The 26,193-nt window shown below is 67.3% G+C and carries 26 protein-coding genes; 14 read left to right on the forward strand and 12 right to left on the reverse strand.

Annotation, left to right across the window (positions count from 1 at the left end):
* Positions 1-76: 76 nt before the first annotated feature.
* The 6 genes from ABIC90_RS25645 to purT form a co-directional block, all read right to left on the reverse strand.
* Positions 77-907, reverse strand: coding sequence for an ABC transporter ATP-binding protein (locus tag ABIC90_RS25645; RefSeq protein WP_354359250.1), 831 nt, complete (start codon positions 905-907; stop codon positions 77-79).
* The gene (locus tag ABIC90_RS25650) at positions 904-1,980 is read right to left on the reverse strand and encodes a branched-chain amino acid ABC transporter permease (protein ID WP_354359252.1); all 1,077 of its coding nucleotides are present in this window, start codon (positions 1,978-1,980) and stop codon (positions 904-906) included. The genes ABIC90_RS25645 and ABIC90_RS25650 overlap by 4 nt, the downstream gene beginning before the upstream one ends.
* Before the next feature lie 6 nt (positions 1,981-1,986).
* Complete coding sequence (locus tag ABIC90_RS25655; protein ID WP_354359254.1) at positions 1,987-2,862, reverse strand: branched-chain amino acid ABC transporter permease; 876 nt, start codon at positions 2,860-2,862, stop codon at positions 1,987-1,989.
* 15 nt (positions 2,863-2,877) lie between these two features.
* Complete coding sequence (locus ABIC90_RS25660; RefSeq protein ID WP_354359256.1) at positions 2,878-3,708, reverse strand: helix-turn-helix domain-containing protein; 831 nt, start codon at positions 3,706-3,708, stop codon at positions 2,878-2,880.
* A 113-nt stretch (positions 3,709-3,821) separates the two neighbouring features.
* Complete coding sequence (locus ABIC90_RS25665; RefSeq protein WP_354359258.1) at positions 3,822-4,763, reverse strand: alpha/beta hydrolase; 942 nt, start codon at positions 4,761-4,763, stop codon at positions 3,822-3,824.
* A gap of 121 nt (positions 4,764-4,884) precedes the next feature.
* The gene (gene purT, locus ABIC90_RS25670) at positions 4,885-6,087 is read right to left on the reverse strand and encodes a formate-dependent phosphoribosylglycinamide formyltransferase (RefSeq protein ID WP_354359260.1); all 1,203 of its coding nucleotides are present in this window, start codon (positions 6,085-6,087) and stop codon (positions 4,885-4,887) included.
* Positions 6,088-6,270: 183 nt separating this feature from the next.
* On the opposite strand from purT, the gene ABIC90_RS25675 reads away from it, so the two are divergent.
* The 3 genes from ABIC90_RS25675 to ABIC90_RS25685 are packed head-to-tail and all read left to right on the forward strand — an operon-like array spanning position 6,271 to position 9,334.
* The gene (locus ABIC90_RS25675) at positions 6,271-7,119 is read left to right on the forward strand and encodes a 3-hydroxybutyryl-CoA dehydrogenase (RefSeq protein WP_354359262.1); all 849 of its coding nucleotides are present in this window, start codon (positions 6,271-6,273) and stop codon (positions 7,117-7,119) included.
* 35 nt (positions 7,120-7,154) lie between these two features.
* On the forward strand, positions 7,155-7,970 hold the full coding sequence (locus ABIC90_RS25680) for a crotonase/enoyl-CoA hydratase family protein (protein ID WP_354359264.1): 816 nt from the start codon (positions 7,155-7,157) through the stop codon (positions 7,968-7,970).
* A 26-nt stretch (positions 7,971-7,996) separates the two neighbouring features.
* Positions 7,997-9,334: a serine hydrolase domain-containing protein gene (locus ABIC90_RS25685; protein WP_354359266.1), complete on the forward strand. Its 1,338-nt coding sequence runs from the start codon at positions 7,997-7,999 to the stop codon at positions 9,332-9,334.
* 15 nt (positions 9,335-9,349) lie between these two features.
* Here ABIC90_RS25685 and ABIC90_RS25690 read toward each other — a convergent pair whose 3' ends face one another.
* Positions 9,350-10,126, reverse strand: a complete 777-nt coding sequence (locus ABIC90_RS25690; RefSeq protein ID WP_354359268.1) for a type III pantothenate kinase — start codon at positions 10,124-10,126, stop codon at positions 9,350-9,352.
* 134 nt (positions 10,127-10,260) lie between these two features.
* Between ABIC90_RS25690 and lysM the strand changes: the two genes are divergently transcribed.
* The 3 genes from lysM (at position 10,261) to ABIC90_RS25705 (ending at position 11,903) form a co-directional block, all read left to right on the forward strand.
* Positions 10,261-10,725, forward strand: a complete 465-nt coding sequence (lysM, locus tag ABIC90_RS25695; protein WP_354359270.1) for a peptidoglycan-binding protein LysM — start codon at positions 10,261-10,263, stop codon at positions 10,723-10,725.
* A 171-nt stretch (positions 10,726-10,896) separates the two neighbouring features.
* Entirely contained in the window at positions 10,897-11,505 is a 609-nt protein-coding gene (locus ABIC90_RS25700; protein ID WP_354359272.1) for a nucleotidyltransferase domain-containing protein, read from the forward strand.
* Between the two features lie 110 nt (positions 11,506-11,615).
* Positions 11,616-11,903, forward strand: a complete 288-nt coding sequence (locus ABIC90_RS25705) for a hypothetical protein (protein ID WP_354359274.1) — start codon at positions 11,616-11,618, stop codon at positions 11,901-11,903.
* Positions 11,904-11,976: 73 nt separating this feature from the next.
* On the opposite strand, the gene ABIC90_RS25710 is transcribed toward ABIC90_RS25705, so the two are convergent.
* Positions 11,977-12,387 (reverse strand): rhodanese-like domain-containing protein, encoded by a 411-nt coding sequence (locus tag ABIC90_RS25710; protein ID WP_354359276.1) that lies wholly within the window; start codon positions 12,385-12,387, stop codon positions 11,977-11,979.
* A 216-nt stretch (positions 12,388-12,603) separates the two neighbouring features.
* On the opposite strand from ABIC90_RS25710, the gene ABIC90_RS25715 reads away from it, so the two are divergent.
* From ABIC90_RS25715 to gorA, 4 genes are all read left to right on the forward strand, one after another.
* A complete protein-coding gene (locus ABIC90_RS25715) occupies positions 12,604-13,719 on the forward strand; it encodes a TRAP transporter substrate-binding protein (RefSeq protein ID WP_354359278.1) in 1,116 nt (371 codons plus the stop codon).
* Positions 13,720-13,838: 119 nt separating this feature from the next.
* A complete protein-coding gene (locus tag ABIC90_RS25720) occupies positions 13,839-14,477 on the forward strand; it encodes a TRAP transporter small permease subunit (protein ID WP_354359280.1) in 639 nt (212 codons plus the stop codon).
* The gene (locus ABIC90_RS25725) at positions 14,474-16,447 is read left to right on the forward strand and encodes a TRAP transporter large permease (protein WP_354359282.1); all 1,974 of its coding nucleotides are present in this window, start codon (positions 14,474-14,476) and stop codon (positions 16,445-16,447) included. Before ABIC90_RS25720 ends, ABIC90_RS25725 begins: the two co-directional genes overlap by 4 nt.
* 121 nt (positions 16,448-16,568) lie before the next feature.
* The gene (gene gorA, locus ABIC90_RS25730; RefSeq protein WP_354359284.1) at positions 16,569-17,927 is read left to right on the forward strand and encodes a glutathione-disulfide reductase; all 1,359 of its coding nucleotides are present in this window, start codon (positions 16,569-16,571) and stop codon (positions 17,925-17,927) included.
* Between the two features lie 109 nt (positions 17,928-18,036).
* On the opposite strand, the gene ABIC90_RS25735 is transcribed toward gorA, so the two are convergent.
* The gene (locus tag ABIC90_RS25735) at positions 18,037-18,939 is read right to left on the reverse strand and encodes a ketopantoate reductase family protein (RefSeq protein WP_354359286.1); all 903 of its coding nucleotides are present in this window, start codon (positions 18,937-18,939) and stop codon (positions 18,037-18,039) included.
* Between the two features lie 168 nt (positions 18,940-19,107).
* Here ABIC90_RS25735 and ABIC90_RS25740 point away from each other — a divergent pair, with 168 nt between their 5' ends.
* The 3 genes from ABIC90_RS25740 to ABIC90_RS25750 all read left to right on the forward strand — a co-directional run bounded on the left by ABIC90_RS25740 (position 19,108) and on the right by ABIC90_RS25750 (position 22,511).
* Entirely contained in the window at positions 19,108-19,860 is a 753-nt protein-coding gene (locus ABIC90_RS25740; protein WP_354359288.1) for a phytanoyl-CoA dioxygenase family protein, read from the forward strand.
* 19 nt (positions 19,861-19,879) lie between these two features.
* Positions 19,880-21,397, forward strand: coding sequence for an AMP nucleosidase (locus ABIC90_RS25745; RefSeq protein ID WP_354359290.1), 1,518 nt, complete (start codon positions 19,880-19,882; stop codon positions 21,395-21,397).
* Positions 21,398-21,548: 151 nt separating this feature from the next.
* Complete coding sequence (locus tag ABIC90_RS25750) at positions 21,549-22,511, forward strand: Bug family tripartite tricarboxylate transporter substrate binding protein (protein WP_354359366.1); 963 nt, start codon at positions 21,549-21,551, stop codon at positions 22,509-22,511.
* A 10-nt stretch (positions 22,512-22,521) separates the two neighbouring features.
* On the opposite strand, the gene ABIC90_RS25755 is transcribed toward ABIC90_RS25750, so the two are convergent.
* Complete coding sequence (locus ABIC90_RS25755) at positions 22,522-23,226, reverse strand: ArsR/SmtB family transcription factor (RefSeq protein WP_354359292.1); 705 nt, start codon at positions 23,224-23,226, stop codon at positions 22,522-22,524.
* Positions 23,227-23,309: 83 nt separating this feature from the next.
* On the opposite strand from ABIC90_RS25755, the gene ABIC90_RS25760 reads away from it, so the two are divergent.
* Positions 23,310-24,482: a cytochrome P450 gene (locus tag ABIC90_RS25760; protein ID WP_354359294.1), complete on the forward strand. Its 1,173-nt coding sequence runs from the start codon at positions 23,310-23,312 to the stop codon at positions 24,480-24,482.
* A gap of 12 nt (positions 24,483-24,494) precedes the next feature.
* On the opposite strand, the gene ABIC90_RS25765 is transcribed toward ABIC90_RS25760, so the two are convergent.
* Together ABIC90_RS25765 and ABIC90_RS25770 are read right to left on the reverse strand one after the other, a co-directional pair.
* Positions 24,495-25,466, reverse strand: coding sequence for a pyridoxamine 5'-phosphate oxidase family protein (locus ABIC90_RS25765; protein ID WP_354359296.1), 972 nt, complete (start codon positions 25,464-25,466; stop codon positions 24,495-24,497).
* A complete protein-coding gene (locus ABIC90_RS25770; RefSeq protein WP_354359298.1) occupies positions 25,463-26,116 on the reverse strand; it encodes a glutathione S-transferase family protein in 654 nt (217 codons plus the stop codon). The genes ABIC90_RS25765 and ABIC90_RS25770 overlap by 4 nt, the downstream gene beginning before the upstream one ends.
* Positions 26,117-26,193: the final 77 nt, after the last annotated feature.

Raw genomic sequence — 26,193 nt, forward strand, 5'->3', positions numbered from 1 at the left:
GAAGCGGCCGGCACAGTGGGGGCGCCCGCCCCGCACCGCACACCGGGCGCCCCCCCAAAGGTAGCGAACAGGACATTCACACCGCCACCCTCCTCAAGCTGCTCACGTCGTCCACGGTTCCGAGGTAGGCCTCGATCACGCGCTCATCTGCCTGCACCTCGCGCGGCGTACCGGTGGCCAGCACTTCGCCCATGTTCATTGCGAGCACGCGGTCCGACACCTTCGACACCAAAGACATGTCGTGCTCCACCATCAGCAGCGACACGCCCAGCTCATGCTGGATGTCCTGGATCCAGAACGCCATGTCCGCCGTCTCTTCGACGTTGAGTCCCGACGACGGCTCATCGAGCAGCAGCAGCTTGGGCTCGGTGCACAGCGCACGCGCCAGCTCCACCACCTTGCGCACGCCATAGGGCAGGCCTGCCACCATCGAATCGCGGTGATGCTGCAGATCGAGCAGCTCGATCACCTGCTCGGCCTTCTCGCGCGCCGCGATCTCGGCTCGTCGCGTGGCGGGCGTGAAGAACACTTCGCTCCAGAACCCTGTCTGCCGATGCGTGTGACGACCGATCAGCAGGTTGTGCAACACGGTCGCATGCTCGAAGAGTTCGATGTTCTGAAATGTGCGTGCGATGCCCAACGCGGCAATCGCGTGCGGCGCCTGCTGCGTCAGGGCGAGCGGGCCGGCGGCCTCGCCGTGCCATGTGATCTCGCCGGTGGTCGGCGTGTAGATGCGGCTGATCAGGTTGAACACCGTCGTCTTGCCCGCGCCGTTCGGGCCGATGAGCGTGAACACCTCGCCGCGCCGCACATCGAAGCTCACCTTGTTGACCGCGAGCACGCCGCCGAAGCGCACGCTCAGGTCCTTGGCCGACAGGAGGATGTCGCCGCTGTTGCTGCCGCTCATCTCAGCCGGTCCGATTTGGTGAAAGACTTCTGCCGCTTGAACAAGCCCTTGCGGTAGAACGGAAAGAGTTGGAGATACGTCCTGATCTTGAGCCACCGGCCATAGAGCCCCAGCGGCTCGAAGAGCACGAACGCAATCAGCACCACGCCGTACACCAGCCCCTGCAGGCCGGGCGCCTGGCCGATGACCGCGGGCAGCCAGTCCTTGCCCATCGAAATGAGCTGCGGCATCGCGATGAGGAAGATCGCGCCCAGGAACGCGCCATGCACTGAACCCAGTCCGCCGATCACCACCATCAGCAGCAGGTCGATCGATTGCAGGATGTTGAACTGGTCCGGTGAAATGAAGCTCAGCTTGTGCGCATACAGCGCGCCGCCCAGCCCCGCGAGCGCGGCCGAGATCGCGAACGACATGGTCTTGTAGCGCGCCAGATGAATGCCCATGCTCTGCGCCGAGATTTCCGAATCGCGGATCGCGACGAAAGCGCGCCCCGTCGGCGAACGCAGCAGGTTCAGGATGCCCAGCGTGCTGAGCACCGCCACCACCAGGCACAGAAAGTAGAAACCGTCGCCCGAACCCAACGACCAGCCGAAGAGCTGCGGCGACTTCACATGCAGCCCTGCGTTGCCGCCGGTGACGCTCTCCCAGCGCGCAAACACTTCCTCGACGATGAAGCCGAACGACAGCGTTGCGATGCCCAGGTAGATGCCCTTCACGCGCAGCGCCGGCAACGCGACCACCACGCCCACCGCCGCCGACAGCGCCGCCGAGGCGATCAGCGCCAGGGGAAAAGGCACACCGAGATTCGTCAGCACGCCCTGTGCGTAAGCCCCAGTTCCCAGAAACGCCGCATGCCCGATGGAGAACTGCCCCGTGAAGCCGGCCAGCAGCATCAGGCCCAAACCGACGATGCCGTAGATCAGCACGAAGGTGAGTTGCGCGAGCCAGTACTCTTCGATCACCCATGGCGCGGCGATGAGGAACGCGATGAGCAGGCCGTACCAGAACACATGGCCGCCGTGCCGGGCAAGGCGGATGTCCTGGTCGTAACTGGTCTTGAAGATGTAGCGCATGAACGTTCAGACTTTCTTGCGCAGCTTTTCGCCAAAGAGACCGTTGGGCTTGATCATCAGCATCAGCAGCACCACGATGTACGGCGCCGTGTCCTTGAAACCATCTGGCAGATAGAAACCGGCGAACGATTCGACGATGCCGATCACCAGCCCGCCGACGATCGCGCCCGGCAGGCTGCCGAAGCCGCCCACCACCGCCGCCGGAAAGGCCTTGAGCCCGATGAAGCCCATGTTCGCGTGCACAAAAGTGATGGGCGCGAGCAGCATGCCGGCAATGGCCGCGACCGCCGCCGCCAGCCCCCACACCAGCCCGTTGAGCCGCTTGACCGGAATGCCCATGTAGTAGGCCGCCAGCTGGTTCTGCGACGAGGCCTGCATCGCGATGCCCAGCTTGCTGTAGCGGAACATGGCAAACAGCAGGCCGCACAGGATCGCCGTGGCGATGATGATCGCGAGCTGCTCCAGGTTGACCACCAGCCCGCCCAGCTTCCAGATCTGGTCCTTGTAGGGCACGGCCAGCGTGTGGGTGTCGGTGCCGATGTCCGGCACCATGGTGATGACGCCGCGCGCCACGTAGGCGATGCCGATGGTCAGCATCACGATGGAGAACTGCGGCTGGCCGAGAATCGGGCGGATCACCACCAGCTCCAGCAGCACGCCGAAGGCCGCCATCGCCACCACCGCGAGAAGGGCCGCCAGCCAGAACGGCATGCCGAAGAGCGACATGCCCGCGAACGCGCCGAAGGCGCCGAGCATCATCAGGTCGCCCTGCGCGAAGCTCACGGTTTCGGTGGCCTTGTAGATCAGCACGAAGCCCAGCGCGATCAGGCCGTAGATGCAACCTTGCGCAATGCCCGACAGCAGGAGTTGAAGGATCTGCATGCGGCCTCTGTGTGCCTAGTGCCGGAAGCCGCCGGCCGCGTCGTGCAGCGCGAGGCGGCGGGAGCCGGCCAGGATGTCGCTGGGCTTGAGGCCATACACCTGTCGGATCGAATGGCTGAAGTGCGTGGAGTCGGGGTAGCCGGTGTCCAGCGCGATGTCGGTGAGCGTGGTGGTCTGGCGCACATAGCGCAGCAGACTGCGTGCGCGCTTCCAGGCCCGGAAGGCGCGAAACGCCATGCCGGTTTCCTGCTTGAACAGATGCAGGAAGCGCGAGAACGACAGGTGCACCGAGGCCGCGCAGTCCTCGGCCGAGGTGGGCGCGGCCGGGTCGGCGACCAGGGCGTCGATGACCTTGCGGATGCGCGCATCGAGCGCGCGCGGTGCGAGAGCCTCGCCGAAGAAGAGCGCATCGAAATCGAAGCCGTCGAAGTCCGTGCCGCGGCCCGAAGCGGCCAGCAAATGCGCATGGGCGTCGCGCACGCGCCGCACGAAGGCGGGAGCATCGACCGTGCCGCAGTGCTGCATGAAGTCCGGCAGCCGCGCGGGGTCCACCGATTCCGATTCGACGAGCAGGTTGAAGATCAGCGGATGCCGGCTCTCGACATGGTGCGGCACCTGCGGCGGCACCACGATGAGCTCGCCGGTCTGCCAGGCACCGCCGCCGATGCGGATGCGGATCGGCGGCACACCCGCGGGCGACACGTACACGCCGTGCCCGCCCATCGTGCGCTCCGCCGCCGCACCGAGCAGGCCGGCGTAGAACACGCGCTGCGGCGTCAGCCACATGAGGCGTTCGCCTTGCCGTGCACCACCGGTTTCCGGGGGTGCATCAATCGCTCGCTGCATGGTGTTTGTCTCCTGCATCGGGTCTGGACTGCCGGCCTGCTGGCGGCGTCGCGGTGGCTGGATCGTAGCGGCGCGGACCGTGGACGCGGCATGCATTTGCGCGGGGACTTTCCCTAGGCTGCCGCGAAGGCGCGACGCAACTCGGTGGCGCAAAGCGCGACCGCCGTGCCGGCCTCGTCGAGCACCTTGCCCATGGTGATGAAGCCATGGATCTGCCGCTCGAAGCAGACGTAGTCCGCGCGGTTGCCGGCGGCGGTGAGCGCCTCTGCGTAGGCCAGTCCCTCATCGCGCAGCGGGTCGTACCCTGCGGTGATCACCAGGGCGGGCGGCAGCTTCGACAGATCGGTGTGCAGCAGCGGCGAGGCGCGCCAGTCGAGGTCGTGCTTCGCATCGTCGATGTAGTGGTCATGGAAGTACGTCATCGTGTCGCTGGTCAGCAGGTACCCCTGCCCGTTCGCCTGGTGCGAGGGGTGGCCGCGGCGCATGTCGGTGGCCGGGTAGATCAGCAACTGGAAGGCGATGGGCAGGTCGCCCGCATCGCGCGCCGCTATCGCCACCACCGCCGCGAGGTTGCCGCCGGCGCTGTCGCCGCCCACGGCCAGGCGGCCCGCATCGAGCCCCAGCGTCGCGGCCTCGCGGCGCACCCAGCGCGTGGCGGCAAGCACATCGTCGACGGCGGCGGGAAAGCGGTGCTCGGGGCCCATGCGGTAGTCGACCGCGACCACCGCGCAGCCCGCGCCGTTGGCCAGTTCGCGGCACAGCACGTCGTGCGTGTCGAGGTCGCCGATGACCCAGCCGCCGCCATGGAAGTACACCAGCACGGGCAGCGGGCCGGCGCCCGAACCGAGCGGCCGGTACAGCCGCACCGGGATGGTGCCGTGCGGGCCGTCCGCGGCAAGGTCGCGCACCTCGGCCACTTCCGCGGGCAGCGGCTGCGTGGCGTCGCGGCGCTCGCGGTAGAAGGCCCGCGCATCGGCGGGCGAGAGCGTGTGGGTCGGCGGAATGCCGCGTGCCTCGATGAAGTCGAGCAAGGCGCGCGCCTGGGGATGCAGCATGGGGTCTCCGGAAGGGTCGAGTGGTGTTGCTCGATCTTCACGCACGATGCCCGCGTCATTGCAACGCGGCTTGCGGAAACTGGCTACCCGGGCGTTGCACCCGGGTTCACCCTCAGAAGGCTCAGGCCCTGCGCGGCTTCACGCGCGAGGCGGCTTCCTTCGCCAGCTTGCGCGCCGTGTCGGTGTCGGCCGCGTGCACCAGCGCCACGCCCATGCGGCGCTTGGCGAAGCTCTCGGGCTTGCCGAACAGGCGGATGTCGCTGCCGGGCACCTGCAGCGCCTCGGCCACGCCGTCGAAGGCGATGCCGGTGGCGTCGACGCCGCCGTAGATCACCGCGCTCGCGCCCGGGCTCTTGAGCGAGGTGTCCACCGGCAGGCCGAGGATGGCGCGCGCATGCAGCTCGAACTCGTTCTGCCACTGCGTGGCCATGGTGACCATGCCGGTGTCGTGCGGACGCGGGCTCACTTCGCTGAACCAGACCTCGTCGCCCTTCACGAACAGCTCGACGCCGAAGAGGCCCTGGCCGCCCAGATCCGCCGTGACGGCATGGGCGATCTGCTGCGCCTTCTGCAGCGCGGCGGGGGCCATGGGGTGCGGCTGCCAGCTTTCGACATAGTCGCCGCTCACCTGCACATGGCCGATGGGGTCGCAGAACTTCGTTTCAACCGCGCCAGCCGCGTCCCTGGCGCGCACAGTCAGCAGCGTGATCTCGTAGTCGAAATCGATGAAGCCTTCGACGATCACGCGGCCATGGCTCACGCGTCCTCCGGCCATGGCGTAGTCCCAGGCCTTCTGCACGTCGGCGGGGCCGTCGATCTTGCTCTGGCCCTTGCCGGAGCTGCTCATCACGGGCTTGACGATGCACGGATAACCGATGCCTTCGTCGATGGCCGCCTGCAGCTCGGCCAGCGAGTCGCAGAACTTGTAGGGGCTGGTGGGCACGCCCAGTGTCTCGGCGGCCAGGCGGCGGATGCCTTCGCGGTCCATCGTGAGGCGGGCGGCGCGGGCCGTGGGAATCACACGCACCACGCCCGCGTCTTCGAGCTCCTGAAGCATCGGCGTGGCGATGGCCTCGATCTCCGGCACCACGAGCATCGGTTTCTCGGCCTCGATCAGCGCCTTGAGCTGCGCGGGGTCGCTCATGGTGATGGTGCGCGCGTGGTGCGCCACCTGCTGGCCGGGCGCGTTCTCGTAGCGGTCCACCGCGATGGTCTCGACGCCGAGGCGCTGCAGGGCGATCAGCACTTCCTTGCCGAGTTCGCCGGAGCCGAGCAGCATCACGCGGGTGGCGGAGGGGGAAAGAGGGGTACCGAGGGTGGTCATGGTCGATGCTGGAAAGAAGGAAGAAAAGCAACCGCCGCACTGTAAGCCACCCGTGCGCCGCAGGTGTCGCACGCGGGAACGGCCGCTTGGCGGGGCTGCTTCACAATCAATGTCCTGCCGCGGTGGCGGCCTGGCGCCCCACCCGCTCCCCCTTTCTGTTTTGCACTTCCAAGGAGTTTTCTCATGACGATCAAGACCGTCGGCATCATCGGCGCCGGAACGATGGGCAATGGCATTGCGCAGGCCTGCGCGGTGTCCGGTGTCAACGTGGTGATGGTCGACATCGCCCAGGCGGCCGTCGACAAGGGCCTGGCCACCATCTCGGGCAGCCTCGACCGCCTCATCAAGAAAGAAAAGCTCACGGCCGAGCAGAAAGCCGCGGCGCTCGCGCTGATCAAGGGCTCGACCAATTACGAGGACCTGAAGGGCGCGCAGCTGGTCATCGAGGCGGCCACCGAGAACCATGCGCTCAAGCTCAAGATCCTCAAGCAGGTCGACGAGCTGCTGGCGCCCGAAGTGATCATTGCCTCGAACACTTCGTCGATCTCGATCACGCAACTGGCGGCCGCCACCTCGCGCCCCGACCGCTTCATCGGCATGCACTTCTTCAACCCGGTGCCGATGATGGCGCTGGTGGAGCTGATCCGCGGCTATCTCACGAGCGACGCCACGCACGATGCGGTGAAGGAACTGGCCGTCGCGCTGGGCAAGTCGCCGATCACGGTGAAGAACGCGCCGGGCTTCGTGGTCAACCGCATCCTGGTGCCGATGATCAACGAGGCTTTCTTCGTGCTGTCCGAAGGCATCGCCACCGCCGAAGACATCGACGCCGGCATGAAGCTGGGCTGCAACCAGCCCATCGGCCCGCTGGCGCTGGCCGACATGATCGGCCTGGATGTGTGCCTGGCCGTGATGGAGGTGTACCTGGACCAGTTCGGCGACTCCAAGTACCGCCCCTGCCCGCTGCTCAAGGAAATGGTCGCCGCGGGCCAGTTGGGCCGCAAGACCGGCCGCGGCGTGTACACCTACTGAGCCCCACGACAAGAACAACTCGGAGACAAAAACCAATGACCGCCACGCCCACTTCCCCGCCCGCAGAAGGCTGCATCGACACCCAGGTGCTCGACCATGTGCTGCTGATCGGCATCAACCGCCCCGCCAAGCGCAACGGCTGGACGCCGCCGATGTTCAAGCAGCTGGCCGAGGCCTACACCCGGCTGGACGACGACCCGACCCTGCGCGTGGGCGTGCTGCATGCCTTCGGCGACCACTTCACGGCGGGCCTCGATCTGCCGGCGGTTACCGAGTACATGAAGCGTGGCGAGAAGGCGATTCCCGCCGGCTTGGTGGAACCGCACGACTTCGGCCTGCCCGACTACCGCCGCCGCACCAAGCCGATGGTGGTGGCCGTCAAGGGCATCTGCTTCACGGTCGGCATCGAGCTGATGCTGGGTGCGGACATCGTGGTGGCCGCCGACAACTGCCGCTTCTCGCAAATGGAAGTGCAGCGCGGCATCATGGCCACGGGCGGCGCCACGCTGCGCATGGCCGAGCGCGCGGGCGTGGGCAATGCGATGCTGCACCTGCTCACCGCCGACGAGTTCGACAGCGCCGAGGCGTACCGCTTGAACTTCGTGCAGAAGGTGGTGCCGGCCGGGCAGGAGCTCGATGCGGCGCTGGCCATTGCGCAGCGCATCGCGGCACAGGCGCCGCTCGCGGTCGTGGCCACGCGGCTCAACGTGATCAAGGCCGTCGAACACGGGCCGCTCGCGGCGGTGTCGGAATTCATCGAAACGCAGAAGCGGCTCTCGAACAGTGAGGACGCGGCCGAGGGTGTGCGCTCCTTCATCGAGCGCCGTCCCGCTCGCTTCAGCGGTCATTGATGAATTCATCCGGAGCCTTGCAACCCATGTCTTTTTTCCAACGCACGGCGCTTGTCGCCGCCTCGACACTGTTTGCCGTGAACACCTCCATTGCACAGACGCCCGCGCCCGCCGCGCTGCCCGATCCCGCGGCCACCTCTGTCGATGCGCTCGGATGGATGAAGGGCTTTCCGCCCCCGCCCGACAAGCAGATCACCTTCGACAACCCGGCCGGCGGCGTGTTTCCGCGCACGCGCTGGAGCTTCTCGCATGTGCGCGAGACGGTGCCCACGGCCAACGTGTGGCGCGGCAGCGGTGCGGCGAGCCCGCTGCCTTCGGCACCGCGCAACGACATCGAAGCGGTCACCTTCAAGCCTCTTGGAAGTGCAGGCAGTGAAGAGACCGTGACCTTCGCCCAGATGATCCCGCGCACCTACACCGACGGCATCCTGGTGATGCACCGCGGCAAGGTGGTCTACGAAAAGTACTTCGGCGCGCTCACGCCCGAGCGGCCGCACATCGCGATGTCGGTGACCAAGTCGTTCGTCGGTACGCTCGCCGCCATCCTCGCGGACGAAGGCAAGATCGATCCGTCGGCGCCGGTGACGAAGTACCTGCCCGAGCTCAAGGACACTGCGTATGGCGACGCCACCGTGCGCCAGGTGATGGACATGACCATCGGCGTGCACTACTCGGAAAACTACGCCGACCCGAAGGCCGAAATCTGGGACTACGCGCGCGCCGGTGGCATGTTGACGCAAGGGCCGAACTACACCGGCCCCAAGTCGTTCTACGAATTCCTCGTCACGCTGAAAAAGGAAGGCGCGCACGACGCCGCCTTCGCCTACAAGACGGTGAACGCCGAGGTGCTCGCGTGGATCCTTCGCCGCGCGAGCAACCAGTCGCTCGCCGACCTGCTGAGCGAGAAGATCTGGCGCCGCATCGGCGCCGAGCAGGACGCGTATTTCATGGTCGACCGCATCGGCACCGAGTCGGGCGGCGGCGGTCTGAACACGGTGCTGCGCGACCTCGCGCGCTTCGGCGAAACCATGCGCAACGGCGGGCGCGCGCCCAACGGGCAGCAGGCCATTCCGAAGGCCGTGGTCGAAGACATCCAGCGCGGCGGCGACCCCGCCAAGTTTGCCAAGGCCGGCTATGCGCTGCTGCCGGGCTGGTCGTACCGCAACATGTGGTGGGTGTCGAACAACCCGCATGGCGCGTACATGGCGCGCGGCATCCACGGCCAGAGCATCTACGTCGATCCGAAGGCGGAGATGGTGATCGTGCGCTACGCCGCGCACCCGGTGGCGGCGAATGCAGGGAACGATCCGCTCACGCTGCCGGCATTCCAGGCGGTGGCCGAGGCGCTGATCGCGCGGCCCTGATTCTTCTGCAGTTCGTCAAACGGCGGCGCGCTCGCGAGCGATGACAAGCAGGCCGTCCATGATCAGGCTCTCGACCAGTTCGAAGTGCCCGTTCATCACGGGCGCCATCTTCCAGCCCGCGCCGCCGGTCATGAAGCAGGCCGGCTCCTCGCCGCAGTGCGAGCGCACGTGCTGCACCATGCGCTCGACCGCACCCGCGATGGCGTAGGTGCCGCCGCTGGTGAGCGCATCGCTGGTGTTGGTGGGAAATTCGCGCACCTCGCCGGTGGGCACGTGCAGCCCCGCGGTGCCCGATTCGAGCGCGCGCAGCATGATGCCGTGGCCCGGCAGGATCAGTCCGCCCAGGAATTTGCCGTCGGCATCGATGGCCTCCACCGTCACTGCCGTGCCGATCAGCACCACCACCATCGGCCGCGCCGGCCCTTGCGCGAGCATGCGGTGGCGCGCGCCGATCATCGCCACGAAGCGGTCGGCGCCCAGGCGCGTGGGGTGGTCGTAGCCGTTGACGATGCCCGCCTCGCCCGCGCTGGCCACCACCCAGCGCGGCGTGCAGTCGAAGCGCTCCACGATCTGCTCTTCGGCGCGGCGCCGCAGGGTGTCGCCGGCCACCACGCAGCCCAGCATGGACTCGGGGGCGGGCAGGTCGGCCCAGGGGCCGTCGGCGAGGCGTTCGATGTGGTCCAGAAACTCCGCGCCCGAGGCCTGCAACGCGGCGCCCGGATGCGCCCCGTCGTAGAGCGCCCATTTGAGGCGGGTGTTGCCGATGTCGATTGCGAGGAAGGGGGAGGCCATGCGCGGGATTATTGCGACTTTGTTGTTATTCCTGCTGGCGCGTGCGTCGCATACGCGGCATGGGCCTACGCTGCCCTGCGGTGGTCCACCGCTACATTCGAAAATTCCATCCACCACGGCACAAGGAGAACACCATGGGATTGCTCAGTTTCATCAAGGAAGCCGGTGAAAAACTGTTCGGCGGTTCGTCGGCCCAGGCGGCCACGCCCGACGCGAACACGGCGGCCGCAGCCGCCATCAAGACCTACATCGAGACGCAGAACCTCGGCCTCACCGGGCTCGAGGTGACCTACACGGCCAGCAGCGGCGTGGTCACACTCGCGGGCCAGGCGCCTTCGCAGGAAGCCAGCGAAAAGGCCGCGCTCGCCGCGGGCAACGTGGCCAACGTGACCAGCGTGGACAACAACCTGGTCGCACCCGCCGCGCCGCCCGCGCAGTTCCACGACGTGGTCAAGGGCGATACGCTCTCGGCCATCTCGAAGAAGTACTACGGCGACGCCAACAAGTACAACGCGATCTTCGAGGCCAACAAGCCGATGCTGTCGCATCCGGACAAGATCTATCCGGGGCAGAAGCTGCGGATTCCGGCGCTGAACTGATCTCCCGCGCCTCGTCAAGAAAAGGCTCACGGCTTGCCCGTGGGCCTTTTGTTTTTGTGCGCGATCGCTCGCCGTCGCCTGTTCCGCTCTTCGAGCATGGCGCGCAGTGGCCTTGCCGAATGTCGCCTTATTAGCAACAATCGTCGCCTAATGAGCAACGACTCTTCCCTGATGGACCTCCTGTTCCCCGCCGCGCGGCAGCGTGCGCTGGCGGTGTTGCTGCTGCAGCCGCAATCGGCCTTTCATCTAAGGGAGCTTGCGCGCCTCACCGACAGCCACGCGGGCACGCTGGCGCGCGAGGTGGACAAGCTGGCACGCACCGGCCTGCTGTTACGCAGCGAACAAGGCAATCAGGTGCGCTACAACGTCAACACGCGCCATCCTCTGTTCGACGATCTGGCGGCGCTGTTTCGCAAGACGCATGGCGTGGTGCCTGCCGTGCGTGAAGCACTGGCGCCGCTGGACGCGCAGATCAGGTTGGCGCTGGTGTTTGGCTCGGTGGCGCGCGGCACGCCCTCGCCGGGCAGCGATGTGGACCTGCTGGTGCTGGGCAGCGTGGATTTCATGACGCTGGCACAGGCGGTGTTTCCTCTGCATGCGGCACTGGGCCGAGAGGTGAACACGGTGCTCTATACGCCTGAAGAGTTCGCGCAGCGTGCGCGCAGTGGCGATGCGTTCGCGCGCGACATACTGGCCAAACCAAAATTGCTTGTGAAGGGAGGCGCCGATGAGCTTGCAGAACTTGCTGGCGATCGGGCGGCTGCAGGCCCACCAGCCTGACGCCGCGGGCATCGCCAAATTGCTTTCAGGCGGCGCGGCGAAATCTGGCCGACGCGCATATTGCACAACTCAGCACCGACAACCGATTCGATGCGGCCTACAAATGCATCATGCAATGCGCGATGCTGGCTTTGTGGGCCAACGGCTACCGCACATCCACCAGCCAACCCGGCCACCACCAGACGGCCATCCAGAGCCTGGGCCTCACGATGGGTGTGGCGCAGCCGGACATCATCGTGCTCGATGCACTGCGTCGGCAACGCAATGTGAGCGACTATGAAGGTGACCCGGTTTCCACCGCCACGCTGCGGGGCTGCGTTGACCAAGCCACGAAATTGCTGGCCAACGCCGAAAGGTGGCTCCGAGCCCATCGACCCGATCTCCTGACCCCGCCATGAATCTGCTGGAGGCGCTGCGAGCGCGGTCGAACAGCGCAGACCCAAGGCCTTCGGCCTCGTAGCAGACGCGGATTCAGTTCTGCTTCCAGGGCAACCCGCGCTTGCGCCAGCCGCCGGTCTGCCCCCGGTGCCCTTGCTCGTCCGGATTCCCCTCGAAGCCTTCGAGGATGTTGTAGGCCTCCAGCCCCAGTTCGGTGGCCCGCTTGGCGGCCGCGATGGAGCGCACACCGCTGCGGCACAGCAGCACCAGCTTCTTCCCGCCTTCCCCGGCGGCGCGCACGCCGTCGTCGAACGCCGGATTCATCGCCATCCCGGGCCATTGCTTCCACGCCAGGGGCACGGCGCCGGGCACGTAGCCGACCCATTCGCGCTCCGCATCGGTGCGCACGTCGACCAGCACCGCCTCGCCGCTGGCCTGCCATTGCGCAGCTTGCTCGGGGGTCACGTCGCCCGCGTAGCCTTTTTCACCAATGGGTTCAGTCATTGCTTTGCTTCCTTCAATCAATAGGGTTAGTTCGGAGGCGGCTCGTCTTTACTTCGGAGCCGGCGGCTCGCCGGATGATGGAATTTTTCACCAGTTCGTGAAAACCCTGTTTGTCACGTTTTCGCGCGCGCCAAAGATGGGGGCTTGGCCTGCAGAACATAACTCCAAGAAGGCGGGCAGGGTTTATTCGGTCAGAACTTGGATGGAGAGAGACACATGACAGACAGCAAATCACCCCGCCGCCGCAGCCTTCTGAAGGGTGCAGCCGTTGCCGCAGGCGCCATGTCGGCGCCGATGGTCAGCATGGCCCAGACCACGTCGCTGCGCTTCCAGAGCACCTGGCCGGCCAAGGACATCTTCCACGAGTACGCCACCGACTTCGCCAAGAAGGTGAACGACATGGCCGGCAACCGACTGAAGATCGAAGTGCTGCCCGCCGGCTCGGTGGTGCCCGCCTTCCAGCTGCTGGACGCTGTGGCCAAGGGCACGCTGGACGGCGGCCACGGCGTGGTGGCGTACTGGTACGGCAAGAACTCGGCGCTCGCGCTGTGGGGTTCGGGCCCGGGCTACGGCATGGACGCCAACATGATCCTGGCCTGGCACACCTACGGCGGCGGCAGGGCGCTGATGGACGAGATCTACAAAAGCCTCAACCTGGACGTGGCCTCCTACCTCTACGGCCCCATGCCCACGCAGCCGCTGGGCTGGTTCAAGAAGCCGGTGTCCAAGGTCGAAGACATGAAGGGCCTGAAGTTCCGCACCGTGGGCCTGGCGGTCGACGTGTTCACCGACATGGGCGCGGCGGTGAACCCGCTGCCCGGCGGCGAGATCGTGCCCGCGCTGGACCGCGGCCTGATCGATGCGGCCGAGTTCAACAATGCCTCCAGCGACCGCGTGCTGGGCTTTCCCGACGTGGCCAAGACCTGCATGCTGCAGAGCTTTCACCAGTGCGGCGAGCAGTTCGAGGTGCTGTTCAACGGCTCCAAGCTCAAGGCGCTGCCGCCCGAGCTCAAGTCGATCATCGAGTACGCCACGCAGGCCGCCAGCGCCGACATGAGCTGGAAGGCCATCGACCGCAACTCCAAGGACTACGAAGAGCTCAAGAAGAGCGGCATCAAGTTCTACAAGACGCCCGACGCCGTGCTGCGCGCGCAGCTCGCCTCGTGGGACAAGACCATCGCCAAGAAGTCCGCCGAGAACCCGATGTTCAAGAAGGTGCTCGATTCGCAGCGCGCCTTCGCCGAGCGCGCGGGCCAATGGCAGAACGACTACTCGGTCGATTTCAAGATGGCCTACAACCACTACTTCGGACGCCAGGCCAAGAAGTCCTGATGCGCTTGCAGTGACACGAGGGCACCCGGGGGGTGCCCTCCTTCATTTTTCTCGCCCCATTTCCCTGTTCCATGCCTGAACGCAAGCTGCGCACCGCTCGCAGCGAGGAGTTCGTTCCGATGCAATCTTTACTGCTGGCGGTCGACCGGTTTTCCACCTGGATCGGCAAGACCTTTGCCTGGTGCGTCCTGCTGCTCACGCTGCTGATCGCCTGGGAGGTGTTCTCGCGCTACGTGCTCAACAAGCCCCACGCCTGGGTGCTGGACGCGCAGATCATGCTGTACGGCGCCATGTTCATGACCGCCGGGGCCTACACGCTTTCCAAGAACGGGCACGTGCGCGGCGACGTGCTCTACGGCTTCTTCCGGCCGCGCACGCAGGCGCTGTTCGACCTGGTGCTGTACATCGTGTTCTTCCTGCCGGGCATCGTGGCGCTCACCTACGCGGGCTGGATCTACGCGGGCGAGTCGCTGGCCATCCGCGAGCAGACCTTCTCAGCCGAGCCGCTGCCGCTGTATCCGTTCAAGTTCATCATTCCGCTGGCGGGCTTCACGCTGCTGCTGCAGGGCATCGTGGAAATCATCCGCTGCGTGCAGTGCATCCGCAGCGGCGCCTGGCCCTCGCGCGAGCAGGACGTGGAAGAGGTCGACGTCGCAAAACTCAAGGAGATGGTGCACGTGAACGATGACGACATCGCCGCGCTCGACCGCGTGGTGCTCGCCCACGCCGCACCCGGCGCCAAGGAGGGTGCGCGATGATCCGCCGCGAACTCTGGTTCGGCCTGTCGTTCATGGCGCTGATCATCATCGGCGCGGCCACGGTGCTTTTCAACGCCCCGACCATCACCAACGGCCACCTGGGCCTGTTGATGCTGTCGCTGGTGGTGGTGGCCATCATGCTGGGCTTTCCCACGGCGTTCACGCTGATGGGCATGGGCATGCTGTTCACCTGGCTGGCCTACGACCGCGACTGGCACCGCACGCTCGACCTGATGGTGCAGTCGGCCTACAAGACGATGGCCAACGACGTGCTCATCGCGGTGCCGCTCTTCGTGTTCATGGGCTACCTGGTGGAGCGCGCGAACCTGATCGAGTCGCTCTTCAAGAGCCTGCACCTCGCGATGGCGCGGCTGCCCGGCGCGCTGGCGGTGGCCACGCTGGTGACCTGCACCATCTTTGCCACGGCCACCGGCATCGTGGGTGCGGTGGTCACGCTGATGGGATTGCTGGCGCTGCCCGCGATGCTGCGCGGCGGCTACAGCGTGCCGCTGGCCGCGGGCTCGATCACCGCGGGCGGGTGCCTGGGCATCCTGATTCCGCCGTCGGTGCTGCTCATCGTGTACGGCGCGACGGCTGGCGTGTCGGTGGTGCAGCTGTATGCGGGCGCCTTCTTTCCGGGCCTGATGCTGGCGTCGCTCTACGTGCTGTACGTGGTCCTCATCGCGTGGATCAAGCCGCAGTGGGCGCCGCCGCTGTCGCAGGCCGAGCGCCAGGTGCCGTTGCCGCCGCTGTCGCAGCGGCTGGCCGACAGCCCCGCCGCGCATGCGGTGGTGGGGCTACTGAAAGGTCGGCGCAATGCCGACGTGCCCTTCTCGCACGTGCTGCGACAACTGGGCATCGTCGCGCTGCCCGGCGTGCTCTTCCTGCTGCTGGCCGGCTTCAGCTACAAGTCCGTGACCACGGTGGAAGCGGAGGTCCGCTACGACATCCAGGAGATCGGCGCCATGCGAAGCGCAGCACCCGCCGAGGGCGGCTTGCAGGAGCCGCCGGCAGAAGGCGGGCTGCAGGCGCCGCCGAGCGAAGGGGGACTGCAGGAGCCGCCCTCCGAGGAAGAGGCCGCCGCGCCGGCTCCTTTGGGCGAGCCGCCGGCTTCCTTGAATGAGCCCCCCATGGCCACACCACCCGCCACGCCGGGCACGGCCCAGCCCGCCGCGGAACCCGCCGCCGCAACGGCCACCGAGGCCGCCACCACGCGCCCCGCACCCACCTGGTGGTGGGTGGTCTTCGCGGTGTTCGGCGCGCTCGTCTCGCTGTTCTATCTGTTCCTGAGCTTCGCGAGGCTCGAGATCTTCAAGATGCTGCTGGCGTCGTTCTTCCCGCTGATGCTGCTGATCTCCGCGGTGCTGGGCTCCATCGTGCTGGGCCTGGCCACGCCGACCGAGGCGGCCGCCATGGGCGCGCTGGGCGGCATGCTGCTGGCGGCGGCCTACCGGCGGCTCAACCTCACGGTACTCAAGGAGTCGGTGTTCCTGACCGCCAAGACATCGGCCATGGTGTGCTGGCTCTTCGTGGGCTCGGCCATCTTCTCGGCCGCCTTCGCACTGCTGGGCGGGCAGGCGCTGGTGGAGGAGTGGGTGCTCGGCATGAACCTCACGAAGCTGGAGTTCCTCATCCTGAGCCAGGTCATCATCTTCCTGCTGGGCTGGCCGCTGGAGTGGACCGAGATCATCGTGATCTTCATGCCCATCTTCATTCCGCTGCTGGACAACTTCGGGGTGGACCCGCTGTTCTTCGGCCTCCTGGTGGCGATGAACCTGCAAACGGCGTTTCTCTCGCCGCCGGTGGCCATGGCGGCCTTCTACCTGAAGGGCGTGAGCCCGCCGCACGTCACGCTGAACCAGATCTTCCTGGGGATGCTGCCGTTCATGGGCATCCAGGTGCTGGCGATCGTGATGCTGTACATCTGGCCGCAGATCGGGCTGTGGCTGCCGCAGCTGCTTTACAAGTGAGAAATCGCGGCGAGCAGCCACGCGCTGCTCGCCGCGCGGCCTGCCTCATCAGCGCGCCAAGCCCCGCCCACGGCACTGTCTTCGGCCGGCCGCTACAGTCGCCCGCAAGGAGCGCTTTCTCATGCCCACATTCGACTTCGATCTCTTCGTCATCGGCGGCGGTAGCGGCGGTGTTCGCGCCGCGCGCATGGCCGCGCAGACAGGCGCCCGCGTGGGGCTGGCCGAGGCCGCCGAGCTCGGCGGTACCTGCGTCAACGTGGGCTGCATTCCCAAGAAGCTCTACAGCTACGCGGCCGGCTATGCCGAGTCCTTCGAGGAAGCCGAGGGCTACGGCTGGAAGCTGCCGTCGGCGCCGCAGTTCGACTGGTCGCACCTCAAGTCGCAACGCGCGAAAGAGATCGGCCGGCTCAACGGCATCTACGGCTCGCTGCTGAAGAACTCGGGCGTCACGCTGGTCACCGGATGGGCGCAGCTGGTCGATGCGCACACGGTGGAGATCGACGGCAAGCGCCACACCGCGCGCCACCTGCTGGTCGCCACCGGCGGCACGCCCTTCGTGCCGGACATTCCGGGCCGCGAGCACATCGTGACCTCGGATGCGATGTTCGACCTCGACCCCTTCCCCAAGCGCCTGCTGGTGGTGGGCGGCGGCTACATCGCGTGCGAGTTCGCGTCGATCTTCAACGGACTGGGCTCCAAGGTGACGCAGTTGCATCGCCGCGCGCATTTGCTCACCGGCTTCGACGACGACGTGCGGCAGTTCCTCGCGAACGAGATGGGCAAGGCCGGCGTCGATGTGCGGCTGAACTGCGAGGCCTCGTCGATCGCGCGCGGGCCGAACGGCCTGGTCGTGACGCTCGCGCGCGGCCAGCAGGTCGAGGCCGACACGGTGCTCTTCGCCACGGGCCGCGTGCCGAACACGCAAGGCCTCGGCCTCGAAGCGGCGGGCGTGAAGCTCGACGACAAGGGCGCCATCGCGGTCGATGCGCACTACCGCACCTCGGTGCCGTCGATCTACGCGGTGGGCGATGTCTCCACGCGCGTGCAGCTCACGCCGGTGGCGCTGGCCGAGGCGATGGTGGTGGTCGACGAACTGTTCGGCAAGGGCAAGCGCCGCATGGATTACGAGTTCATCCCGACGGCGGTGTTCACCCATCCGAACATCGGCACCTGCGGCTACTCCGAGATCGACGCGCGCGCCAAGTTCGGCGAGGTGACGGTGTTCTCCAGCGAGTTCAAGTCGCTGCGCCACACGATGTCGGGCCGCAGCGAACGCACCTTCATGAAGCTGGTGGTCGACAAGAAAAGCGATCGCGTGGTCGGCCTGCACATGGTGGGCGCGGACGCGGGCGAGGTGGTGCAGGGCTTTGCGGTGGCGATGCGCGCGGGCGCGACGAAGGCGATCTTCGACAGCACCATCGGCATTCACCCGACGGCGGCCGAAGAGTTCGTCACCATGCGCGAACCCATGCCTGGATAGGGCTCGCCCCCAGGCTTCGCGCACTTCGTGTCGCTACTCCTACCCCTACCGGGGGCAACACCTGCGGCCCGGCGAAGCCGGTTCCGCGGTGTTCCGCGAAAAGAGGGGGTCAGCGACGCTGCTGCTTGCCTTCGAGGAGCTTCACCATCACGAACAGCACGCGGTTCGCTGGCGTAGGCACACCGAGCGCTTCGCCGCGCCGCACGACCAGGCCGTTGAGGTGGTCGATCTCGCTGAGCTTGCCGCGTGCGAGGTCTTGCGCAGTCGATGAGTACTGCGAGGGCATCGACTGCGCGATGCCGCGGATGGCTGCATCGGTGTCGCCCGGGATGACCACGCCTTCAGCCTTTGCCACGGCGAGGCATTCGGCGACCACGTCGCGGATCACCTCGGCCACGCCCGCGCCTTTCACGAGTTCACCATAGGGCAGCTGCGACACCGCCGAAAGCGCGTTGTAGGCGCAATTCAAGACCAGCTTGGCCCAGAGCGCGCCGCGCACGTTGTCGGAAATCTGCGTGGGCACGCCAGCGGCGACCAGGTGCTGCGCGACCTGTTCGCTGGCGCGCGAAGGCGCGATCACCAGCTCGCCGCGGCCGTGGTGCTTGACATGGCCGGGGCCGGCCATCTCGGTCGCCACGTAGACCACGGCGGCGGCCACCTCGTTGGACGGCAGCACCGAGCGCACGCGCTCGTCGTTGTCCACGCCGTTCTGCAGCGTGAGCACCAACGCATCGGACGCCAGGTGCGGCCTGATCTGCGCGGCGGCCGATTCGCTGTCGGTGGACTTCACGCAGAACAGCACGAGGTTGGCGCCCTGCACGGCGCTCGCTTCGGTGCTCGCACCGAGGCGCACCTGCTCATCGAAGGTCTTGGTCTCCAGCCGCAGGCCGTTCGCGAGGACAGCCTCCACATGCGAAGGCCGGCCGATCAGCACCACCTCGTGGCCCGCGCGCGCCAGCATGGCGCCGTAGTAGCAGCCGACTGCGCCGGCGCCCATGACTGCGACTTTCATCGGCTCATCTCCTTGCTCGTTGTTCGTTCGACGCCAGAGGTTAGCTAAAAAACCTGTGCCGCCATGCCTTTGTGCACGGAAAGGCATCCATCGCTCTTTCACACGCATGCAGACTGTCCGAGCCGCGCACGACCCATGGCGCATCGACGCTCGACCACTCACCTTCACATGCCGATCGATCAAGACTCCTTCCATCTCCAGGGCTATGCCCGGCTGTCCAGGGCCATCGAGCCCGTCCTGATCGACAGCCTTTGCGCCGCCATCGACGCGATCCAGAGCCGGGTCCCCCGGATGTCGGAAGCGGAGCGCGCCAGGCTGGTTTTCGAAAAAGACCTGCCGGCCCATCGACGCGACGACGTTCAAGCGCAAGCCGTGGGCGATGCGATCTTCATCCTCGGCGAACCGTGCGCATTCGATCCGATGTTCGATGCGCTGCTTGACCACCCCGCGATTCGCGATGCCGCGCGCACCCTCCTGGCGAGCGACGCGCTCACGGTTCACTTCATGAACGTGACCATCAAGCATCCACGCTTCGGCCGGTCGATCGGCTGGCACCGGGATTTTCCGAACGACTACATATGCCCGGCAAGCTCGGGCTTCGTTCGCCTGATGCTGTGCCTCGACGGCATGGAGGAGGCAATGGGCGCCACGCGCTTCCTGCCGGGCAGCCACCGCCTCTCTGATGCGGAAGCGCTGCGCGAGAAAAGCGAAGGCACGCCCCCCCGACCATCGGACGACGAAGGCATGGCACTGGAATGCACTGCGGGCGATCTGGTCGCCATTCATCCCAAAGTCTTGCACGGCGGCGGCATCAATCGCAGCGACCGCATGCGCCGCAACGTGGTGCTGCAGATCGGGTTGGCGTCCGAGCCGCTCGTCACGACCGAGCGCGAGGGAGTGACAGGAAGACTGCTGAGCTAGCGCATTGCACAATGCCGCCATGCCCTACATGCCCACATTCGTCGCCCCCGCCCGCTTCACCGACGCCGCCGCCGCACTCGACCAGGTCAAGGCCATCTACCAGGGCGGCATCGCCCATCTGCGCGAGTCGATGCTGCGCTTCGTAGCGGGCGAGGCGCTGCCGGGCCGGGTGCGGGCCTGCTATCCGTTCGTGCGGGTGCACACCCACACCGTCTCGCGCCACACGCCGCCGGCCAATGCGGGCCTGAGCTACGGCTTCGTGGCCGGGCCCGGCCGCTACGAGACCACGCTGACGCGGCCCGATCTCTTCTCGCGCTACTACCTCGACCAGTTCCGCCTGCTGCTGGAGAACCACCAGGTCGAGCTGGAGGTCGGCACCAGCACGCAGCCGATTCCGATCCACTTCTCGTTCGCGGAGAACGACCACATCGAAGGCACGATGAGCGACGACCGCCGCGCGCTGATGCGCGATGTGTTCGACCTGCCCGACCTGGGCGTGATGGACGACGGCATCGCCAACGGCACCTATGAGGCGCGCGAGGGCGAGGCGCAGCCGCTGTCGCTGTTCACGGCGGCCCGCGTGGACTACTCGCTGCACCGCCTGCGCCACTACACCGGCACCGCGCCCGAGTGGTTCCAGAACTTCGTGCTGTTCACCAACTACCAGTTCTACATCGACGAGTTCGTGCGCCTGGGCCACGAAGCCATGGCCGACGAGAACAGCGAATACATCGCCTTCATCGAGCCCGGCAACGTGATCACGCGCCGGCGCGGACTGGATGCCGGCGCGAGCGCCACCTTCGGCCACCTGCTCGACGGCAGCCAGGGCACCGCGCCGCCGCGGCTGCCGCAGATGCCGGCCTACCACCTGGTGCGCGAGGACTACAGCGGCATCACCATGACGAACATCGGCGTGGGCCCGGCCAATGCCAAGACCATCACCGACCACATCGCCGTGCTGCGCCCGCACGCCTGGATGATGCTGGGCCACTGCGCGGGTCTGCGCAACACGCAGCAACTGGGCGACTACGTGCTGGCCCACGCCTATGTACGCGAGGACCATGTGCTCGACGAAGAGCTGCCGCTGTGGGTGCCGATTCCGGCGCTGTCGGAAATCCAGCTCGCGCTGGAAAAAGCGGTGGCTGACGTCACGCGCTACGAAGGTCCGGACCTGAAGAAGATCATGCGCACCGGCACCGTGGCCAGCACCGACAACCGCAACTGGGAGCTGCTGCCCGGCAACCAGCCGCAGCGCCGTTTCAGCCAGAGCCGCGCGGTGGCGCTGGACATGGAGAGCGCGACCATCGCAGCCAACGGCTTCCGTTTTCGGGTGCCCTACGGTACTTTGTTGTGTGTGAGCGACAAACCGCTGCACGGCGAGATCAAGCTGCCCGGCATGGCCAACCACTTCTATCGGGAGCGTGTGGAGCAGCACTTGCGAATCGGCATGCGGGCCATCGACATCCTTCGCCAGGAGGGCTCGACCCGTCTTCACAGCCGCAAGCTGCGCAGCTTTGCGGAGGTCGCTTTCCAGTAACAGTTGGCACCGCCTAGGGTTTCCACTTAGGCATCGGCGCAGTCGTTTGACGCGTTTCGCGGACATCATCCAGTTACCTTTGTGAACAACTGGAAACAAAATGTCTAAATCGTCGACTGCGTGCCTTTCCCGCCGCAACTTCAGCGCATGGATGGCGGGCGGCGTTGCCGCCGCAGGCGCCGGCCAGGCCGCGCTGCTGTGGCCCCGGTCGGCCGGCGCGGCCGAACCGCAGCTGGTTGCCAAGCTGCGCATCGTGATCCCCGCCAATGAAGGCGGCGGCTGGGACCAGACCGGCCGCGCGCTCGGTGCGGCGCTGCTGGCCTCGGGCGCGGCGGGCGACGTGGCCTACGAGAACATCGGCGGCAAGGGCGGCACCATCGGCCTCGCCAAATACGTCGAGAAATACGATGCCGACCCCGACACCCTGTTGATGAGCGGCATGGTGATGGTCGGCGCGGTGGCGCTGCAGAAACCCGCCGTTACCATGGCGCAGGTCGCGCCGGTGGCGCGCCTGACCAGCGACTACGAAGTGGTGGCGGTCAAGGCCGATTCGCCCATCAAGACTCCCAAGGACCTGATCGCCCAACTGCGCGCCGATGCGGCCAAGACCGTCATCGCCGGCGGCTCGGCCGGCGGCGTCGACCACATGTACGCGGGCATGCTGGCGCGCGTGGCCGGCAACACCGCGGGCCTGGTCTACCAGCCGTACCCCGGCGGCGCACAGGTGGTCGAGGCGCTGGAGACGGGCAAGGCCGTGGCCGGCATTTCCGGCTACAGCGAGTTCAGCGAAGCGCTGGCCGGCGGCAAGCTGCGCGCGATCGGCGTGTCGGCCAAGCGGCCGTTCCTGGGCATTCCGTCGGTGCGCGAACAGGGCGTGGACGCCGACCTCGCCAACTGGCGCGGCGTGCTGACCGGCAAGAAGGTGCCCGCCGAACGCAAGGCCATGCTGCTCGAAGCCGTGCGCCGCGCCACCAGCGCCGACGTCTGGCAAAAAACCATCAAGCGCAACAACTGGGACCCGTACTGGATGGCGGGAAAGGACTTCGAGAGCTTCCTGGAGCTGGACCTGGCAATGGCCGGTCCGATGATCTATCTGCTCAAGCTGAAGGCCTGAGCGCACGCCTTCAGGCAAAAAGCTCCGGCATCTCGCGCTGCGCCTTGGGCGTGAGCGCGAGTTCGCGCCCGTCGAGTTCCTGCCGCACCCACCCGCGGCGCAGCGACAGCTGCAACCACGCCGCACCCAGCGCGCCGCCCAGGTGCGGGCGGCGCTCGCTCCAGTCCAGGCAGGCACAGGCAAAACGCCGGCGCGAGCGGCGCACCGCATCGACTTCCACACCCAGGCTTTCGAGTGCGATCGCACCTTCGGGCGTGAGTTCGTACGAGCCGCTCTGCAGGCCGCTGAGCCAGCCCTGTGCATGCAGCCGGTCGTGCAGCGCGACGCCCGCCGTGCCGGCCATGTGGTCGTAGCAAGTGCGTGCGCTGCGCAGGCGGCTCGGCGTGCTGGGCTTGAAGTCGGCTGCGCGCGGCGCGCCGGCCACCACCATCAGGCTTTCGAGTGCGGCCGCGACGTTGTCGTCGGCCAGCCGGAAGTAGCGGTGCTTGCCCTGCACCAGCAACTGGACCAGCCGCTCTTCCTTCAGGCGCGCCAGGTGCGCGCTCGCGGTGGAGGCGGCCACCTCTGCCACGGTGGCGAGCTCGGTCGCGGTGCGCGCGTGGCCGTCCATCAGGCAGTTGAGCATGCGGGCGCGCGCCGGTTCGGCGATGGCGCCGGCCAGGCGCGCCAGTTGCACGTCCGCGTTCGGCGATGAAGAGGAGGGTGGGGTGTCCATGCGCAGATCCTAAGACGCCGCTGCATCCCACACTTCGTTCACGGCCGAAGTGTGGCGGCGCCTGCAATCGCACACTGCGCGGCATGACCCCCCGCCCCACTTCTTTTGCCGACGCGCCCTCGGACCCGGTCGCGGCCGTCACGCATGCCGACCCCTATCCCTTCTACGCCGAGCTGCGCGCCGGGCCGCCGCTCGCGTGGCACCCGAAGCTGCGCGTCTGGGTCGCGAGCCGCGCGGAAGTCATCGAATCGCTGCTGCTCGCGCACGGCGCGCTGCATGTGCGGCCGGCGGCCGAGCCGGTGCCGCGCGCCATCGTCGGAAGCCCGGCCGGCGAGGTGTTCGGCCATCTGGTGCGGATGAACGACGGCGCGGCGCACAGGGCGCATCGCCCCGCGCTGCAGCGTGCGCTGGCGGGCCTGGATCTGGATGCCGTCCATGCGGCGGCCCTGCGGGTTGCCCAAGCTGCCTCGCCGCAGCCCTTGTCGGACGCGTTGTTCTCCGTGCCGGTGCGCACGGTCGCGCACCTGCTCGGCTTTGCAGACGAAGCGCTGCCGCAGGTGGACCGGTGGATGCGCGATTTCGTCGCCTGCCTGTCGCCGCTGTCCACGGCGGACCCGTTGCAGGACGCCAGCGCTGCGGCGGCTGCACTCATGGCGCGCATCGAAGCCATCACCGCGGGGGCATCGCCACGACACGGCACGCTGCTCGCTGCCGTGCGCGAACAAAGTGCCGCCAGCGCGCCGCTCGCACGTTCCCTGCTCGCCAACCTGGTCGGCCTGCTCTCGCAGACCTGCGATGCGACGGCGGGCCTGCTGGGCAACAGCCTCATCGCGGTGATGCGCGAAGCTTCACTGCGCCAGGCCCTGCCCGCGCGCCTTGCGCTGCAGGCCGTGGTCGAGGAGACGGCGCGGCACGATCCGGCGGTCCACAACACGCGCCGCTTCGCGGCCGAGCCCGTCACCATCGCCGGCACGCCCTTGGCGGCGGGCGATGCGGTGCTGCTCGTGCTGGCCGCCGCGAACCGCGACCCTGCGTTCAATGCGGACCCCGACAACTTCAGGCTCGTGCGCGAAAGGCGCCGCATGCTGGGCTTCGGACACGGCATGCACGCCTGCCCGGGTCAGGCGCTGGCCTGCACGCTCGCCGCCGCGGGGCTCGAAGCAGTGCTCGGGCGCGCGCCCGATCTCGATGCGATGCGCGAACGCGGCTGGCACTACCGCCCTTCGGCCAACGCGCGCATCCCCGTCTTTCACTGACACCACGCGTGCTCAGCGTCGCCCGGCCGCCCACTGCCCGGTGCCTGCGAGATGCGGCGACAGTTGCGCATCGCCCCAGCGCAGCGGCAGCGCGGCCGGTCGGCGCAGCGCATGCTGCACACGCAACCGCAGCAGCCGCTCCGCGCCTTCGAACGCGGCGAGCTCGGGGCCTTCATGCACGATCTCGGCGGTGGCTGCCACATGAAGCAGCTCACCGTTGTCGTGGTCGATGAACAGCAGCCCCGCGCGCGGATGGGCCAACAGGTTGCCCAGCGTGTTGAAGAAGCGGTTGCCGTTGAAGTCCGGCACGGTCAGCACGCCGTCCTCGTCGACGCGCACGAAGCCGGGGCGCCCGCCGCGGTGCGACACGTCGACGCCGTGCGACGTCGCATCGGCATCGTCACCCGCCGCGACGTCCTCCGGATATGCGGTGGCGATGAACAGCGTGTCCGCGCTGCCGATGAGGCGTTGCGCATCCAGGTCCAGCGCATCGAGCCGCTGCACGGGCGCGGTGTCGTGGCGCGCGGACACGAACTCCGGCTCGCGCGCCTGGATGTAGCGCGGGCAATTGCCAAAGCTCTGCTGCACCTGGACCATGAAGCCTGTGCCGTCGAGCGATTCGACGGTGCCGTTCATGCGGTTGCGGCGCCGTGTGTGCGGCTCGATGCCCAGCAGGCCGAGCGGGGCGCCGTGCACGAGCTGCGCCGCCAGCGGATCGCCGTCCGCCGGCAGCGCATCGACACGCAGGTGCGTCGCATCGGGCGAATGCGCAAAGCCCGGCGGCGCCGAGAGCACGCTGGCCCAGGGCTGCAACTGAGCATCGAGGCTGCCGACCACCAGGAACGGCAGCTGCGCGAAGAACTGTCGATGCTGGTCGGGCATGCGGTCGCGGATCACGCGCGGCCCCACCAACGCCATCTGCTCGCGCGCGCCGGTCTGCGCCTGCAAAGCGCGCTCGCCGGCATGAAAAGGCGCGGCGATCACAGCGGCACCGCCGCGAGCCCGACGGGCGTGCGCACCATCGGCACGAAGCCGGGCAAGGCTTCGATGCGCGCGAGCCATTCGCGCACATGCGGATAGGCATCGAGCGACACGCTGCCCTCGGGCGCATGCGCCACGTAGGCGTAGTTCGCGATGTCGGCCAGCGTAGCGGCAGGCCCGGCCAGAAAGCGTTGCTGCGTCAGATGCATCTCCATCACGGTGAGCAATGCATGCGAGCGTGTGACCGTCTCGGTCGGGTCGGCCGACGGGGCGAACAGCGCCATGATGCGCGCCGCCGCCGGGCCGTTGGCCAGCGGCCCGGCCGCCACCGAGAACCAGCGCTGCACGCGCGCCGCACCGACAGGGTCGGCCGGCATCCAGCGCGCCGGGTCGGGCGAATAGCGCGCGTTGAGGTAGACCAGGATCGCGTTGGAATCGGCCAGCGTGGTCTCGCCGTCCTCGATCACCGGCACCTGGCCGAAGGGGTTGCGTGCGAGGAACTCGGGCGTGCGGCTGGCGCGCTTCTTCAGGTCGAGCTCGATGATCTCGAAGGGCAGGCCGAGCATCGAGAGGAACAGCCGCACGCGGTGCACATGCCCCGAGATGGCGCTGCCGTAGAGCTTGATGGGGTGCGCTGGGCGGGTTGCGTTCATGGGGCGTCCTTTGGAGTGGCGGAGTGGGTATGGCGCCGATTCTTCTCTGTTGCGCCGAATGAATGAATAGCCATTTT

This window comes from Variovorax boronicumulans (genome assembly GCF_040544675.1).
GTDB lineage: Bacteria > Pseudomonadota > Gammaproteobacteria > Burkholderiales > Burkholderiaceae_C > Variovorax > Variovorax boronicumulans_D.